We start from the raw sequence: 13,940 nt of genomic DNA, 5'->3' as shown, positions 1-13,940 counted from the left end.
TCGCCTTGTTCACGAAAGTGCTTCCAGTTCAGCCTGCATGGACTCCAGCAACTCCAGAGCTTCCATCCAGGACTCTTCCAGCTCGGCTTCACTCACTTTGAGCTTCGCTTGTTCAGCCAGTAAATCACGCAACTTGTCTTTATTGGCCGCCTCGTAATTGGCGCTGTCGGCCAACTCCGCTTCAACCTTGGCAAGCCGCTCGTGCAACGTGCCGAGGTCGCGCTCAAGTTTGTCGGCCAGCTTTTTGTGCGGGGCTAACTGCTGACGCAGCGCCGCTGCTTGTTGGCGCTGGGCCTTTTTATCAGTCTTGTCGACGTTGACCGGCGTGTTGCTGACTGGCGCATTGCGCAGCCGGTAATCAGCCAGCCAGCGTGCGTAGTCTTCAAGATCGCCATCGAACTCCTGAACGCGGCCGTCAGCGACCAGCAGGAAGTCATCGGTCGTACTTTTGAGCAGATGCCGATCGTGAGAGACCACCAGTACCGCGCCACTGAATTCCTGAAGAGCCATGGTCAACGCCAGGCGCATTTCCAGATCCAGGTGGTTGGTAGGTTCGTCGAGCAGCAACAGGTTCGGCCGGTCCCACGCGATCAAGGCCAGAGCCAGACGCGCTTTTTCACCACCCGAGAAATTCAGTACCGGCTCATCAAGGCGCCCGCCGCGGAAGTCGAAACCACCGAGGAAATCACGCAACGTCTGCTCGCGCTCTGTCGGGGCGATACGCTGCAGGTGCAGCATTGGACTGGCCTTGGCATCCAGCGAGTCCAGCTGATGCTGGGCAAAGTAACCCACCACGGTGTTCTCGCCACGAGCCATGTGGCCGCTCAAGGGTTCGAGTTCACCTGCAAGGTTTTTGATCAGTGTCGACTTACCCGCGCCGTTCGGCCCGAGCAAGCCAATGCGAGCGCCAGGGGTCAACTGCAACTTGACCTTCTCCAGCACGGCCCGATCGCCATAACCCAGACGCGCATCAGACAGATCCAGCAGCGGGCTGGAAATCTTGCTGGACTCACGGAAGGTGAAGTCGAACGGCGAATCCACATGCGCGGCGGAGAGTTCTTCCATCCGCTCCAGAGCCTTGATCCGGCTCTGGGCCTGCTTGGCCTTGGTGGCCTGAGCCTTGAAGCGCGTGATGAATTTTTCCATGTGCGCGCGCTGCGCCTGCTGCTTCTCGTAGGCTTGTTGCTGCTGGGCCAGACGCTCGGCACGGGCGCGCTCGAAAGCACTGTAGCCACCGCGATAAAGCGTGATCTTGCGCTGCTCGACGTGGGCGACATGGTCGACCACGGCATCCAGAAAATCCCTGTCGTGGGAAATCAGCAGCAGAGTGCCCGGATAGCTTTTCAGCCAGTCTTCCAGCCACAGGATCGCATCGAGATCCAAGTGGTTGGTCGGTTCGTCGAGCAGCAACAAATCCGAAGGGCACATCAAGGCTTGCGCCAGGTTCAGACGCATCCGCCAGCCACCGGAGAAATCCCCAACCGGCTTTTCCATCTGTTCGTTGGTAAAACCCAGCCCGGCCAGCAGCTTGCGTGCCCGTGCATCGGCGGTGTAGCCATCGGCACTGTCGAGCTCCGAGTGCATCCTCGCCTGGGCTGCGCCGTCCTGAGCCGCCTCCGCTTCAACCAGCAAGCGCTGCACTTCGCGCAAGCGCAGGTCACCATCGAGGACATAGTCCACGGCGATGCGCTCAAGGGTGTCGACCTCTTGGCGCATATGCGCGATACGCCAGTCGGCAGGTAGCAGACAGTCACCGGCGTCGGGGGTCAATTCACCCCGAAGCAAAGCGAACAGGCTGGATTTACCGGCGCCATTGGCACCGATGAGGCCGGCTTTCTGACCGGCGTGCAGGGTCAGCTCGGCGTCTTCTAGCAGACGTTGCGGGCCACGCTGTAAGGTAAGGCTTTGAAGTCGAATCATAATGGCGGCGGAGTCTACCAGCTTCGTCTCAAACAGGTAGCGCACTATGCCTTCAGACCTTTGGAGTTTCACCCTCGATTTGTACGCCCGGCCCGGCGTCGAACAGGCTTGTCTGAGCCTGCAGGCCAGCGGCGCCAATGTTTGCCTGCTGTTGTGCGGCGTATGGCTGACCCGGCGCGGCATCGTTTGCACTCACGAACGCGTCAGGGAAATCGGACAGTTGGCCACGCCCTGGCATGACAACGTGGTGCGCCCGCTTCGGGAATTACGCATGCAGTGGCGCAATAGCGCTCAGCACGACACACCCTTGAGCGTGCTACGTGAGCAAGTCAAAGCACTTGAGCTGGAAGCGGAACGGGAACTGCTGACAAGGCTGGAAGCGCACACACTGGAGTGGTCCGCACAGAAATTGGCAGAGCAAGGGGATTGGTTGATTTGCCTGGCGGGCGAGGCCGCCGGGCAAAATCACGACGCGCTGCAGGTGCTGCGCGTCGCGATGAACCAGCCTTAGGAAGCGCTGGTTGGAGTGCTGCTGTTGGATGCCGAAGGCGCAGGTGTCGCTGGTGCAGCGGGCGCCGCAGCAGGCGCTGGGGTCGCAGCAGGAGCAGCAGGTGTTGCCGGCTTCGCAGCGGCTGGTTTGGCAGCTGCAGGTTTAGCGGCTGGCTTCGCTGCTGCTGGCTTGGCGACAGCTGGTTTAGCGACAGGCTTTGCAGCTGCTTTGACTGGAGCCTTGGCCGGTGCTTTCACAGTAGGCTTGGCGGCAACGGTTTTAGCCGCTGGCTTGGCTGCGCTGGCAGCAGGCGCTTTAGCGGCAGGCTTCGCAGCGGGTTTGGCCGCGGCAGGTTTGGCTGGCGCTTTAGCGGCGACAGGTTTAGCTGCTGCAGTTTTGGCCGGTGCTTTAGCGGCGACAGGTTTTGCTGCTGTAGTTTTAGCCGGCGCTTTAGCGGCTGACGCTGGCTTTGCAGCGGCAGTTTTGGCAGGTGCTTTGGCTGCCGATTTAACGGCTGGCTTGCTCACTGGCTTTGCTGCAGCAGCCGGAGCTTTGGCGGCAGGTTTTGCCGCTGCTTTGGCTGGTGTTGCCTTGGCTGGCGCTTTGGCCGGGGCCTTCGCGGCAGGCTTGGCGGCCGCTACTTTGGCAGGTGCTTTGGCTGGAGCCTTGGTCGCCGTTTTTGCGGGTGCTTTTGCAGCACCGGTTTTGGCAACAGGAGCTTTGGCTTTGGCAGCGACAGCCTTGGCCGGTACTGCTTTGGCTGGAGCCGGTTTAGCGGCACGGCTGGTCAGGGCCTTGCTGACAGCTTCTTTGACTCGGCCAATGCCTTGAGCCAGTTTCAGGCTTTCCTGGGCATCACGCTTGAGTTGCAGAATGTAGCCGCGGGTTTCGCTTTGGCGCTCTTTCAGCGCGTCCAGCAACTCTTCGAGTTCGGCAACGGCGGACTTGGCTTTGACCTGAGCCTTGGCTTTACCCGCACTCGCTGCGTCTTGCAATTTGGTACGCGACTTGTGCAGTTTTTCTTGCGCTTTGCCACGCTGTTTTTCAAGTTTGGCGAGCAGTTTTTCCGCATCAGCCAGCGCTTGGGAGCAGGCGTCTTCAAGGTGTTCGAGCAAGCTGCTCGACAGCTGTTGTAGCAAATGCAACGGAGTATTTACTGGCTTGTTCTTGGCCGACATGACTTACCTCCAGGCTGACTGATTTGCGGCTCATACTAGACCTCTGCCCGCAGCGCCGCTAGGGCATCTTGACAGTACGAAACGTCCGCTGTTGCATAGGGGGATAAATGCTTGTAGCAGTCAACTGCGAACCTACGCGAAATTCATCTTCAAACACCCGTCCCACAAGGCCATTGCACTGGCATAATCGCTGCCTTCCCAGGCCGGAGAGCATTCATGTCGCGCTACCTGTTAACGTCGTTGTTCGTCTTGTTGCCGGTGGTTCAGGCTGTACAGGCCGCCCCCTCCAGCGAGGCGCACGATCTCGCTTACAGCCTTGGCGCAAGCCTGGGCGAACGCTTGCATCAGGAAGTGCCGGACCTTGATTTGCCTGCCTTGATCGAAGGTTTGCAGCAGTCCTATCAAGGCAAACCTTTGGCATTGAAAAAGGAGCGCATCGAGCAAATCCTTCGCGAACATGACGCCGCTGTGGCCGAGGCCGAAGCGTCAGGCAACGTCGAGCCGCTCAGCGAAGCCGCCATGGAAGGTGAGCAGAAGTTCATGGCCAGCGAAAAAGCCAAACCCGGTGTCACTGAGTTGGCCGACGGGATATTGATGACCGAACTGGTCGCAGGCAAAGGCCCCAAGCCAAGCGCTGATGGCCGGGTTCAGGTTCGCTACGTCGGGCGCCTGCCAGATGGTACGGTCTTCGATCAGAGCGCCCAGCCGCAGTGGTTTCGTCTCGACAGCGTGATCAGCGGCTGGACTACTGCGCTGCAAAACATGCCCGTCGGTGCCAAATGGCGTCTGGTCATTCCCTCGGCAGAAGCCTACGGCGCAGAAGGCGCAGGTGACTTGATCGACCCGTTCACGCCGCTGGTGTTTGAAATCGAACTGGTTGGGGTGTCGCAGTAGGAACCAACACCAGACGCCATCAAAATACTGGATTGAAGTGGATTTTCTGTAGGCGCTGCCGAAGGCTGCGAAGCTCTTCTCCTGACACATCGCGATCGCAGCCTTCGGCAGCTCCTAAAGATCCTGTGGTTGCTGCGCGACAGTTCCGCAGAAACGAAAAAGGGGTGCCCAATGGCACCCCTTTTTATTCACGCAGAAGTCATCAGGCTTGAGCAGCCGCTTCTTCCTTGTGAGAGTTGTGAAGCACCTCAATCAGGCAGTCCTCCAACTCGAAACGCTCATGCAGCAAGCCACCCAGCTTGTTGAATTCCGCAGCAACGACGGTGCAATCAGAGCAGTCACCTTTGTCACAGCGGTCATTGAAGGCCAGCGCGGATTCGGTGATGACTTTCAGACGCGGGTAGATGGTATCTGCCAGCTCAAGGCCACGCTCATCATTGAATGCCTTGGCTTCGCTGTTGAGCTGTTCATAGATTTCAAAGTGACCGGCCGAAACGTAATCGACCAACACTTCACAGAATTTCTGCAAGCCTTCACGATCGGCAGCCAGCGCTTCGGGCGTATCACCGAGAGCATCGTAGACGCGGACCAGTTCAAGGCGTTCCTGCAGCCAGCGATCAATCAGCTTATTGACCCCACCCCAGCGTTCCTGCGCGTTCTGACAGCTTTCCAACATGATGATCTCTTCCCTTCAGGGGCACGCAGTCTGTGCAGGCCTGGTTTCGAGCTCGTCGGTGGACGACACAGGCTTTATAGGCAACAGATGATGCATATTTCCAATAACGCTTGCGGGCCAGATTATGCCCGCATGACTAGCCCATCAAGGTACGCAGGAGAGAAAGTTCATACAAGTGTTTAATCCTCGACCCGACTTTCGGCAGTTACAACCCGGGCCGAAGCCCTGAAAAGCGCATTGAGCATGAGCAATGCCAACCCGACGAAAGCCAGCAAACTCCACTCCGGCAAGCTGATGCCAAACAACGACCAGGAAATTTCTGCGCAGATCGAGGCGTCGCCCCGCAATCCGTCGACCAGATGGTGCAGAGAAACGGTATCGAGCAGCCATTCAGCCCAGGCAATCACCGCGATGGTTTCATCGGCGGATGCTGTCTGCAGCCACACCTGGCCACCAGCAATTGCAGCACCGGCTAACGTCAGCAGCAGAATGATCACACTGTAAGCGCGAAACCCTTTACGGTCTGGCGCATGAAGCGTAGCGATCAACGCCACCAGGCCGCTGGCGGCAAGCGCTGCGCGTTGCCACAGGCACAGTACGCAAGGTGAGAGGCCGACCACACACTGCAAGTAGAAAACAGAGCCGATGATCATTGCGCAGGCAATGAACACCAGAAAAAACAGGGAGCGCGTGTGAGCCAGTTGCATGGCAAATCCGTAACAAGAGACGAAGGCAGTTACGGTAGAGAAAGCGTCACCCCCTTTCAAGGCGCTGCCGTAAGGATACGTCCCTGTTTAGGTGGGCATTTGTAGACAATGGATGACGGCTTCATCACCGCCCCGTGAAGGAAATTACCTACAACGAGCGAACACCCAAGATTATTCCTACATTGCCGCCTGCGCCCCCATAGCAGAGACAGCCCTTCTGGCTGACCCTGTCAGCCTGCCAGCGCAGGAAGCGGTCGTGCCAGAAGGCGCTCGTCGAGCAAGCTCAAGCCTTCCTGAAAAAGCTGATTGCTACGCTCGGTCTCACCCAGTTGACCCAGCAGACGAGCCAGCTCGGCACAGGTTTCCGGATTGCGCTGCAAACGCAGACTGGCCTCCAGATAATCACGTGCCTTGCCCCACAAACTGCTTTGCAGACACAACCGTCCCAGCGTCAGCAACAAGCTCGGATCGTCAGGATGATTTTTCAGCCAACCCTCTGCCGTCTGGAGCTGGCGCCCCGGATCACTGCCGCGCACCAGGCCATACAGACGAGCAAGATGGCTGTTGTATTCACGCTTGAGCGCACTACGCAGTGCTTCTTCAGCTTGCGCGTCCGCACCCAATCGACGCAGTTGTTCAGCGTAGGCCAATACCAGCTGTGGCTCCTGACGTTGCGCCGAGGTCAGACCTTTCCAGGCGTTATCCAGACCGGGCAAGCCAGCCGAGCTGCCATCGTCTTCCTGCTCGCGGTAAGCCGCCAGCGTGAGGTTTTCACCCCAGGCACGGCGCTCTAGCTCTGCCAGTTCTTGGGGTGGCAGAACCTTGTCCTTGCGCAATTCAGGCATCAGCTTGATCAACGCAGACCATTCGCCGCGCTGACGATACAAGCGCTGTAGCTGACGCAGGATTTGCGCGTTATGTGGATGACGCTCGTTCATGGCCTGCAAGGTAACCAGCGCACCATCGGTGTCGCCTCGGTCTTGCTGCAACTGGGCGTGACTTAGTGCAATCGCCAGCTCTGCCTGGGGCTGACGCTCGAGTGCGCGCTCCAACAAGCTGTCGCTTTCATCGTAACGACCTTGCTCGTTGGCAGCGCGAGCGGCGCCAAGGTAGTAAAGCAACGGTTGCGGTTCTGCCTCGGCGGCACGATGCAGATGACGTTGTGCGCTGGCCCAACGACCCTCCACCAGGTCCATCTGTCCTTGCTCAATTGCAACCTGCACACGGCGGCTGCGGTTGCGCCGCGACCATGGATTGGCAACTGAGCCGGACGCTGTGAGCAGACGGACCAGCAGACGCACCACGACCAGCACCAGCCAGATGGCAAACAGCAGGCCCAGCGTGGCCCAGAGGCTGGATTCATAGCGGAAGTTTTTATAGGCGATCAGGACGTAGCCGGAATGCTCGGCAATCGCCACACCAATCGCCGCAGCTACGGCAATGGCGATGAACAACAGCACATAGGCACGTTTCATGGGCTCGTCCCCTGACGGGCTTCAGCGGGCTGGCTGTTCACGGCACCCGGCGCATCGGCCGAGGCATGACGCCGCTCAAGGTAGGCCTGAACGGCGCTGAGGCTCTGCGCAAGGTCAGGCGTCATCACCGAAACCGGCTGTTTGGAAAGTTCGTCCAGCCGCGCGGAGAGCATTTTGCTCTGGGAGTCATCCTGATTGAAGTTGGTGCGCAGCACCTCTTTCGCTTCGGCCAACGCCTGTTCAAACACTTCTGGCTGGCCATTCAGGGCGGCCCACTGTGCCTGCTCGAGCGCAAGGCTCAATGCCAGACGAACCTGGGTGAGGCTTTGCCCGGCCAATAATGGGCGGATGTTCTTGTCGGCATTGAAGTCGATGCGAATGTAGTGAGATATCTCGTTCCACCACTGCACCAAATGACTGTCTTCGCTTTTGGCGTTGGTCAGGCCCAGCAGCGACTCACCCTTGTCTTTGTATTCCGGGGCCAGTTCATTGAGCTGTGCAACTTGATCACGCAGCGCTGCGAGCTGTAGAAACAGCCCGGTGCGGTCCGGCTGGTCGATGCTGCGCAGTGATGCCAGGCTTTTCGCCAGTTGGTCCCGGGCAGCAAATGATCCGGGATCATCCTGCTCACGAAGAATTTCATCAGCGCCCTGCACCAGCGCCTGAGCGCTGTTGATGTCCTGCAATGCAGACAGACGCAAGCTCGCCAGACGCAGCAAATGCTCGGCCTCGGCAAGGCGCCAGTCCTTGCGGCTGGCACCGAGTACGGTTTCCAGTCGTTGACTCAAGCGCTGCTGATCGCCTTGCAACTGCGCAACCAGACGACGGCGTTCTTCCAGCTCATCGGCAGGGGGAAGTTGCGCCAGCCGCTCAGAGAGCTGTTTCTCGCTGGTTTGCAACGTCAGGGTTTGCGCGGCGATGTCCTGCATTTGCGTACGTTGCAGTTGGTGACTGGCCTGAACAGCGCGCAGTTGCCATACCCCCCAACCGGCGACAGCAATACCTCCAACGCCAAACAACAAGGCCAGCACAACCAGACCGTTACTGCGCCCGGCTGGACGCTCAGGCCGCAATGGATCGGGGGTCGGTGGTGTCAGCACAGATTCAGAATCATCTTTAGGCAAGGCTGTTTCGCTCACGTATCCATCCTTTGCATTTGGGCGTAATCCGTAAAAAACATCACGTCGATCAATACGCCTGAAGAGCAGGCCCGGGTTGTTCCCGCAACGCTGCCAGCAAAGCCGCAGCGCTCGCGCCACGGCAATTCACCACTGTTCGGGCTCCGGCCTCACGCGCCATTTCGGCAACCCGTGGGCTCGGCACGAATAAAGTTAAAAGCGCCAATTCAGGCCAGGCATTGCCTGCCAACTGACGCAGGTGTTCAAAACCCTGCCCACTGCTGACCACCACCGCGTTCAAGCGTTCCGCCTGGATACGCTGGGCCAGCGTCGAAGATGGATAATAGGGCAAGTTGCGCTTGTACAGCGGCAGATAATCAACACTGGCGCCCAGGCTGCGTAAGCGCTCGGCGAGCAACTCCCGACCGTCTTCACCGCGCATGATTAACACGCGCGAACCGGGTATGGCGATGGATTGTTGCAGTCGAGATAAATCAAGCAAGGCCTCACTGTCATCGCCATTCTCTGGCCAACTGACGTCGAGGCCATAGTCCTGAAGAATCTGCGCGGTGCCTGCGCCAACGCTGAACCAGGGCAGAATGGGAGTCTGCGGCCACAGCTGCGCAACCAGCTTCAAGCCCAGGCGCGCGGCGGGTTTGCTGACCACAATGACGGCACTGTAGAGGTCAAGATCCTGAACCATTGAATGCTGTTCGGGACTGGTCGGCAGCGGTTCGATGTCGAGCAGCGGCAAGCTGCTGCTGAATATCCCGGCGTCAGCCAGAGTCTGCGCCAACGCGGCGGACTCTTCTGCAGGACGGGTCAGCAGCAGTCGCCAATCGCTCATTCTCGTTCTGCCTCGCCGTAGACAGCCTTGAGAATGGCTTCTGCGCCTTGCTCCAGCAGCGCGTCGGCAACCTGAACACCCAGCGCCTGAGCATCGGCTTGCGGCGCACGCGCTTCGGCACGCAATAACAAAGCGCCGGATGGATCGCCCACCAGACCGCGCAACCAGATCTGCTCACCTTCAAGCACGGCATAACACGCGATAGGCACCTGACAGCCGCCGTTGAGGTGTTTGTTCAGCGAACGCTCGGCAACCACCCGGATGGCTGTCGCATCGTGATGCAAAGGCGCGAGCAGGGCATGGATTTCAGCATCAACGCTGCGGCACTCGATACCGACTGCACCCTGGCCACCGGCAGGCAGACTGTCGTCAACACTGATGCTGGCAGTGATCCGGTCTTCGAAGCCCAGACGAATCAGGCCTGCAGCTGCAAGAATGATCGCGTCGTATTCACCCGCATCGAGCTTGGCCAGACGTGTGTTGACGTTGCCGCGCAGGAATTGAATTTTCAGGTCAGGGCGACGTGCCAACAGTTGGGCTTGGCGGCGCAGGCTGGAGGTGCCGACTACGCTGCCAGCGGGCAACGCTTCAAGACTGGCGAAGTGATTTGAGACGAAGGCGTCGCGCGGGTCTTCCCGTTCGCAAATGCAGAACAGGCCAAGGCCTTGCGGAAAGTCCATCGGCACGTCTTTCATGGAATGGACCGCAATGTCCGCACGCTCTTCCAGCAGAGCGGTTTCCAGCTCTTTGACGAAAAGTCCTTTGCCACCGATTTTCGAAAGCGGGGAGTCGAGCAATTTGTCGCCACGGCTAACCATGGGCACTAATGTCACGATTAGCCCCGGATGAGACTGTTCCAGACGTGCTTTTACGTATTCGGCTTGCCAGAGGGCCAACGCACTTTTGCGGGTGGCGATGCGGATTTCGCGAGAGGACATGGATCAATCCGTACATGATAGTTGCGACGGATAATAACAGTTCAGACAAAACGGCTCAGCGCTGTGTGGTCGCAGTCATGATTCAGATCAGTGATCTCGAGCCTGTAGGAGCGCACGGGCACCGCGAGGCTGCGATCGCGGTGCATCAGGCAGGCTGCGATCGCGGCCTCGCGGTGCTCGTGCGCTCCTACAGTCAGGATTCATTCATACCGCCAAATCAAAGCTGCTGCATCATCTTGCGCACACCGGCCACGTGGCGGCGGCTGACGATCAGTGCATCGCCATTCAGACCTTTGAGGAACAACTGAAAATGCCCCAGAGGCGTACGTTGCAAGCGCTCGATGCGCTCGCGTGAAACCAGCGCGTTGCGGTGGATGCGCACAAAACGATCGCCGAATTCGTCTTCCAGCGCCTTCAACGGTTCGTCCAGCAGGACTTCACCGCCTTCATGGCGCAACGTGACGTACTTGTGATCTGCAATGAAATAGATCACATGATCCAACGGGATCAGCTCGATACCTTTGCGGGTCCGTGCACTGATGTGGCTGCGTGGTCCGTTGCCGCTTTCCGCCGCGGGGCGCGTCATGGCCGCCAACTGCACGCGGTTGGGACGCTCTGCTTTTCTCAAAGCATCAACCAGATGCTCCGGCCGCACGGGCTTGACCAGATAGCCAACCGCGCTGACCTGGAAAGCTTCAAGGGCAAACTCGTCGTGCGCAGTACAAAAGACAACAGCAGGCGGGGTATCCCGCTCGCACAATCTGGCAGCGACCTGCAGACCATCGAGGCCCGGCATGCGGATATCCAGCAAAACGATATCCGGCTTATGGCTTTCAATAAGCGCCAAGGCTTCTTCGCCATTGGACGCGCCGGGCTCCAAAACCCGGTAACCCTCAATTTCACTGACCATCCGGCTTAGCCGTTCGCGGGCCAGCGGTTCGTCATCAACGATCAGGACATTCATATAGCTCTGGCTTCCTGCGTGAGTCTCGCACAAGGATAGCGTAGACAGGTGAAGTGACGACCGTCACGGCGCTCCACGCTCAGACTGGCCTGCGGGCCAAAAAGTGCCGTAAGACGAGCACCGATATTTACCAGGGCCTGTTGAGTGCCGTTGGAAGTCTGCCGACTGGCAACTTCGTCATAGGGATTGCTTACACACAATATGAACTCTCCCCTTTCATAATCTGCTTCAACCTTTACGACACCTCCTTCGACGCGAGGTGCAATCCCGTAAAGCAAAGCGTTTTCCAGTAATGGCTGCAAGGTTAGCTGGGGAATTGGAAGATCGTCCGGAATTCCACTGATCACCCAGTCCAACTGTAGACGCTCGCCAAGACGATATTGCTCAATCGATAAATATCGTTTTGCCAATTCCAGTTCATCGCGCCACGTAACAAGACTTCCAGGCTTGGCCAGACTGGCCCGAAAAAGGTCGGACAGATCCAGCACCGCCTGCTCGGCCTTGGCCGGATTGGTGGCTACAAGGCTCGCAATGCTGTTGAGCGTATTGAACAGAAAGTGCGGCCGGATGCGCGCTTGCAGCGATTCAATACGAGCGCGCAACTCGCCTTGCTGCTGCTTTCGCCACTGACTCTGCAAATAAAAGTACCGCAGCATCAGTGCCGACATGATCAGGGCGATCACGCCATAGCGCACGTAGCGCTCCACCATCACACCAAAAGTCACCTTGCCCGTAAGCTGGCACACGTCAGTGACTGCGGTGCAGAGCAGCGTGATTGCTACGACCAGCAAACAACCAAACACTCCCGCACGACCCGCTGGCAGACGCGCCAACCAAGGCCGAAGCCCGCACAACAACGCGGCCGACAGCAGCACAATCCATTGCACGAACAGCGACATCAGGGCCAACCGAACCCAATCAAAACTCGGGCGCATAGGCTCGACCAGCACCAAAACCAGCACCAGTAACTCCGCGAGCAACACCAATACCAGCAGCGCTTGTGGCAGGCACAGTTCGGGGAGAAAGAATTCTTTGCCAGGCCCTTTGGGCGAGGGTTGTTTCGGTAAGCTATTTCGCATGGGTCCAGTCTCGACTGTGCTGGCTCAGGCGGCAAGCTGCCCACGAATAAAAAAATCCCAACCTGTTATTATCGCGACTGTCCGGCGAGCAGACGCGGGCATGTCATTCTTCAGCAGATCACGAGCGAATCCATGAGCACCGACAAGACCAACCAGTCCTGGGGCGGCCGCTTCAGTGAACCCGTCGACGCCTTCGTCGCGCGCTTCACGGCCTCCGTCACCTTCGACCAACGCCTTTATCGCCACGACATCATGGGCTCCATTGCCCACGCAACGATGCTGGCGAAGGTCGGCGTTCTCACCGACGCCGAGCGCGATACCATCATCGATGGCCTGAAGACCATCCAGACCGAGATCGAAGCAGGCAGCTTCGAGTGGCGCGTCGACCTGGAAGACGTGCACATGAACATCGAAGCGCGTCTGACCGACCGCATCGGCATCACCGGTAAAAAACTGCACACGGGTCGTAGCCGTAATGACCAGGTGGCAACGGATATCCGCCTGTGGCTGCGTGACGAGATCGACCTGATCCTGTCGGAAATTACTCGCCTGCAACAGGGCCTGCTGGGTCAGGCAGAGCGTGAAGCTGAAACCATCATGCCGGGCTTCACCCACCTGCAGACCGCGCAACCGGTAACATTCGGTCATCACATGCTGGCGTGGTTCGAAATGCTCAGCCGCGACTACGAGCGCCTGGTCGACTGCCGCAAGCGCCTGAACCGCATGCCCTTGGGCAGCGCGGCACTGGCCGGTACGACTTACCCGATCGACCGCGAACTGACCTGCAAACTGCTGGGCTTCGACGTCGTAGGCGGCAACTCGCTGGACAGCGTTTCGGATCGTGACTTCGCCATCGAGTTCTGCTCGGCCGCCAGTATCGCGATGATGCACTTGTCGCGCTTCTCGGAAGAGCTGGTGCTGTGGACCAGTGCCCAGTTCCAGTTCATCGATTTGCCAGACCGTTTCTGCACCGGCAGCTCGATCATGCCGCAGAAGAAAAACCCTGACGTTCCAGAACTGGTCCGTGGCAAAAGTGGCCGCGTGTTCGGTGCATTGATGGGCCTGCTGACCTTGATGAAGGGCCAACCACTGGCCTACAACAAGGACAATCAGGAAGACAAGGAACCGCTGTTCGACGCCGCCGACACTCTGCGCGATTCGTTACGAGCCTTTGCCGACATGATCCCGGCAATCAAGCCAAAGCACGCCATCATGCGCGAAGCCGCGCTACGTGGTTTCTCCACCGCGACTGACCTTGCGGACTATCTGGTGCGTCGTGGTCTGCCATTCCGTGACTGTCACGAAATCGTCGGCCACGCCGTGAAGTACGGCGTTGAAAGCGGTAAAGATCTGGCCGAGATGAGCCTGGAAGAACTGCGCAAGTTCAGCGACCAGATCGAGCAGGACGTTTTTGCCGTGCTGACGCTTGAAGGCTCGGTGAATGCCCGCGATCACATCGGCGGAACCGCACCGGCACAGGTCAAGGCAGCAGTAGCTCGCGGACAAGCGTTAATCGCTGCGCGTTAATCACCTCTCCTTTGTGGGAGCTGAGCTTGCTCGCGATTGGAACGCCGCGGTTTGAAGTAATACCGTGTCATCGTTCATCGCGGGCAAGCCTCGCTCCCACAGGGACCGCGGCTAACCATCACACTTA

The 13,940-nt window shown here is 58.6% G+C and carries 13 protein-coding genes; 3 read left to right on the top strand and 10 right to left on the bottom strand.

The genetic code is table 11. The features are described 5' to 3' along the window. Positions 1 to 9: 9 nt before the first annotated feature. Positions 10 to 1,920, bottom strand: coding sequence for an ATP-binding cassette domain-containing protein (locus ABRP31_RS28230; protein WP_349971263.1), 1,911 nt, complete (start codon positions 1,918 to 1,920; stop codon positions 10 to 12). Positions 1,921 to 1,966: 46 nt separating this feature from the next. Here ABRP31_RS28230 and ABRP31_RS28225 point away from each other — a divergent pair, with 46 nt between their 5' ends. Beyond that, positions 1,967 to 2,431, top strand: coding sequence for a TIGR02444 family protein (locus ABRP31_RS28225; RefSeq protein ID WP_349971262.1), 465 nt, complete (start codon positions 1,967 to 1,969; stop codon positions 2,429 to 2,431). On the opposite strand, the gene ABRP31_RS28220 is transcribed toward ABRP31_RS28225, so the two are convergent. Further along, a complete protein-coding gene (locus ABRP31_RS28220) occupies positions 2,428 to 3,588 on the bottom strand; it encodes an AlgP family protein (protein ID WP_349971261.1) in 1,161 nt (386 codons plus the stop codon). The two genes, ABRP31_RS28225 and ABRP31_RS28220, sit on opposite strands and share 4 nt — an antisense overlap. Positions 3,589 to 3,804: 216 nt before the next feature. Here ABRP31_RS28220 and ABRP31_RS28215 point away from each other — a divergent pair, with 216 nt between their 5' ends. Then, a complete protein-coding gene (locus ABRP31_RS28215; protein WP_087271526.1) occupies positions 3,805 to 4,482 on the top strand; it encodes an FKBP-type peptidyl-prolyl cis-trans isomerase in 678 nt (225 codons plus the stop codon). A gap of 202 nt (positions 4,483 to 4,684) precedes the next feature. Here the strand turns inward: ABRP31_RS28215 and rsd are convergent, their stop codons facing one another. From rsd to ABRP31_RS28175, 8 genes are all read right to left on the bottom strand, one after another. Beyond that, positions 4,685 to 5,158, bottom strand: coding sequence for a sigma D regulator (rsd, locus tag ABRP31_RS28210; protein ID WP_087271523.1), 474 nt, complete (start codon positions 5,156 to 5,158; stop codon positions 4,685 to 4,687). A 179-nt stretch (positions 5,159 to 5,337) separates the two neighbouring features. Beyond that, the gene (locus ABRP31_RS28205) at positions 5,338 to 5,865 is read right to left on the bottom strand and encodes a disulfide bond formation protein B (protein WP_349971260.1); all 528 of its coding nucleotides are present in this window, start codon (positions 5,863 to 5,865) and stop codon (positions 5,338 to 5,340) included. A gap of 230 nt (positions 5,866 to 6,095) precedes the next feature. Further along, a complete protein-coding gene (locus tag ABRP31_RS28200; RefSeq protein ID WP_087271517.1) occupies positions 6,096 to 7,340 on the bottom strand; it encodes a heme biosynthesis HemY N-terminal domain-containing protein in 1,245 nt (414 codons plus the stop codon). Next, positions 7,337 to 8,479, bottom strand: a complete 1,143-nt coding sequence (locus tag ABRP31_RS28195) for a uroporphyrinogen-III C-methyltransferase (RefSeq protein ID WP_087271514.1) — start codon at positions 8,477 to 8,479, stop codon at positions 7,337 to 7,339. Before ABRP31_RS28195 ends, ABRP31_RS28200 begins: the two co-directional genes overlap by 4 nt. A 49-nt stretch (positions 8,480 to 8,528) precedes the next feature. Then, positions 8,529 to 9,305 (bottom strand): uroporphyrinogen-III synthase, encoded by a 777-nt coding sequence (locus tag ABRP31_RS28190; RefSeq protein WP_349971259.1) that lies wholly within the window; start codon positions 9,303 to 9,305, stop codon positions 8,529 to 8,531. Continuing rightward, positions 9,302 to 10,243 (bottom strand): hydroxymethylbilane synthase, encoded by a 942-nt coding sequence (gene hemC / locus ABRP31_RS28185; protein WP_349971258.1) that lies wholly within the window; start codon positions 10,241 to 10,243, stop codon positions 9,302 to 9,304. The genes ABRP31_RS28190 and hemC overlap by 4 nt, the downstream gene beginning before the upstream one ends. 217 nt (positions 10,244 to 10,460) lie before the next feature. Next, positions 10,461 to 11,207 carry a LytTR family DNA-binding domain-containing protein gene (locus tag ABRP31_RS28180; protein WP_087271507.1) on the bottom strand — a complete coding sequence of 249 codons (747 nt, stop codon included), beginning with the start codon at positions 11,205 to 11,207 and terminating at the stop codon, positions 10,461 to 10,463. Beyond that, the gene (locus tag ABRP31_RS28175) at positions 11,204 to 12,286 is read right to left on the bottom strand and encodes a sensor histidine kinase (protein WP_087271504.1); all 1,083 of its coding nucleotides are present in this window, start codon (positions 12,284 to 12,286) and stop codon (positions 11,204 to 11,206) included. The genes ABRP31_RS28180 and ABRP31_RS28175 overlap by 4 nt, the downstream gene beginning before the upstream one ends. A gap of 132 nt (positions 12,287 to 12,418) precedes the next feature. Here ABRP31_RS28175 and argH point away from each other — a divergent pair, with 132 nt between their 5' ends. Further along, positions 12,419 to 13,813, top strand: coding sequence for an argininosuccinate lyase (gene argH, locus ABRP31_RS28170; protein WP_349971256.1), 1,395 nt, complete (start codon positions 12,419 to 12,421; stop codon positions 13,811 to 13,813). Positions 13,814 to 13,940 lie beyond the last annotated feature (127 nt).

It is taken from the genome of Pseudomonas caspiana, from assembly GCF_040224095.2.
In the GTDB taxonomy this organism is placed as follows: domain Bacteria; phylum Pseudomonadota; class Gammaproteobacteria; order Pseudomonadales; family Pseudomonadaceae; genus Aquipseudomonas; species Aquipseudomonas caspiana.
The sequence above is the reverse complement of the archived record's forward strand: the minus strand, read 5'-3'. Positions and strand labels throughout refer to the sequence as shown.

Excerpts from the sequence above, each read along its gene's own strand:
- ABRP31_RS28230 (WP_349971263.1), bottom strand. The coding sequence starts at position 1,920 with ATGATTCGACTTCAAAGCCTTACCTTACAGCGTGGCCCGCAACGTCTG.
- ABRP31_RS28225 (WP_349971262.1), top strand. The coding sequence starts at position 1,967 with ATGCCTTCAGACCTTTGGAGTTTCACCCTCGATTTGTACGCCCGGCCC.
- ABRP31_RS28220 (WP_349971261.1), bottom strand. The coding sequence starts at position 3,588 with ATGTCGGCCAAGAACAAGCCAGTAAATACTCCGTTGCATTTGCTACAA.
- ABRP31_RS28215 (WP_087271526.1), top strand. The coding sequence starts at position 3,805 with ATGTCGCGCTACCTGTTAACGTCGTTGTTCGTCTTGTTGCCGGTGGTT.
- rsd (WP_087271523.1), bottom strand. The coding sequence starts at position 5,158 with ATGTTGGAAAGCTGTCAGAACGCGCAGGAACGCTGGGGTGGGGTCAAT.
- ABRP31_RS28205 (WP_349971260.1), bottom strand. The coding sequence starts at position 5,865 with ATGCAACTGGCTCACACGCGCTCCCTGTTTTTTCTGGTGTTCATTGCC.
- ABRP31_RS28200 (WP_087271517.1), bottom strand. The coding sequence starts at position 7,340 with ATGAAACGTGCCTATGTGCTGTTGTTCATCGCCATTGCCGTAGCTGCG.
- ABRP31_RS28190 (WP_349971259.1), bottom strand. The coding sequence starts at position 9,305 with ATGAGCGATTGGCGACTGCTGCTGACCCGTCCTGCAGAAGAGTCCGCC.
- hemC (WP_349971258.1), bottom strand. The coding sequence starts at position 10,243 with ATGTCCTCTCGCGAAATCCGCATCGCCACCCGCAAAAGTGCGTTGGCC.
- ABRP31_RS28180 (WP_087271507.1), bottom strand. The coding sequence starts at position 11,207 with ATGAATGTCCTGATCGTTGATGACGAACCGCTGGCCCGCGAACGGCTA.
- ABRP31_RS28175 (WP_087271504.1), bottom strand. The coding sequence starts at position 12,286 with ATGCGAAATAGCTTACCGAAACAACCCTCGCCCAAAGGGCCTGGCAAA.
- argH (WP_349971256.1), top strand. The coding sequence starts at position 12,419 with ATGAGCACCGACAAGACCAACCAGTCCTGGGGCGGCCGCTTCAGTGAA.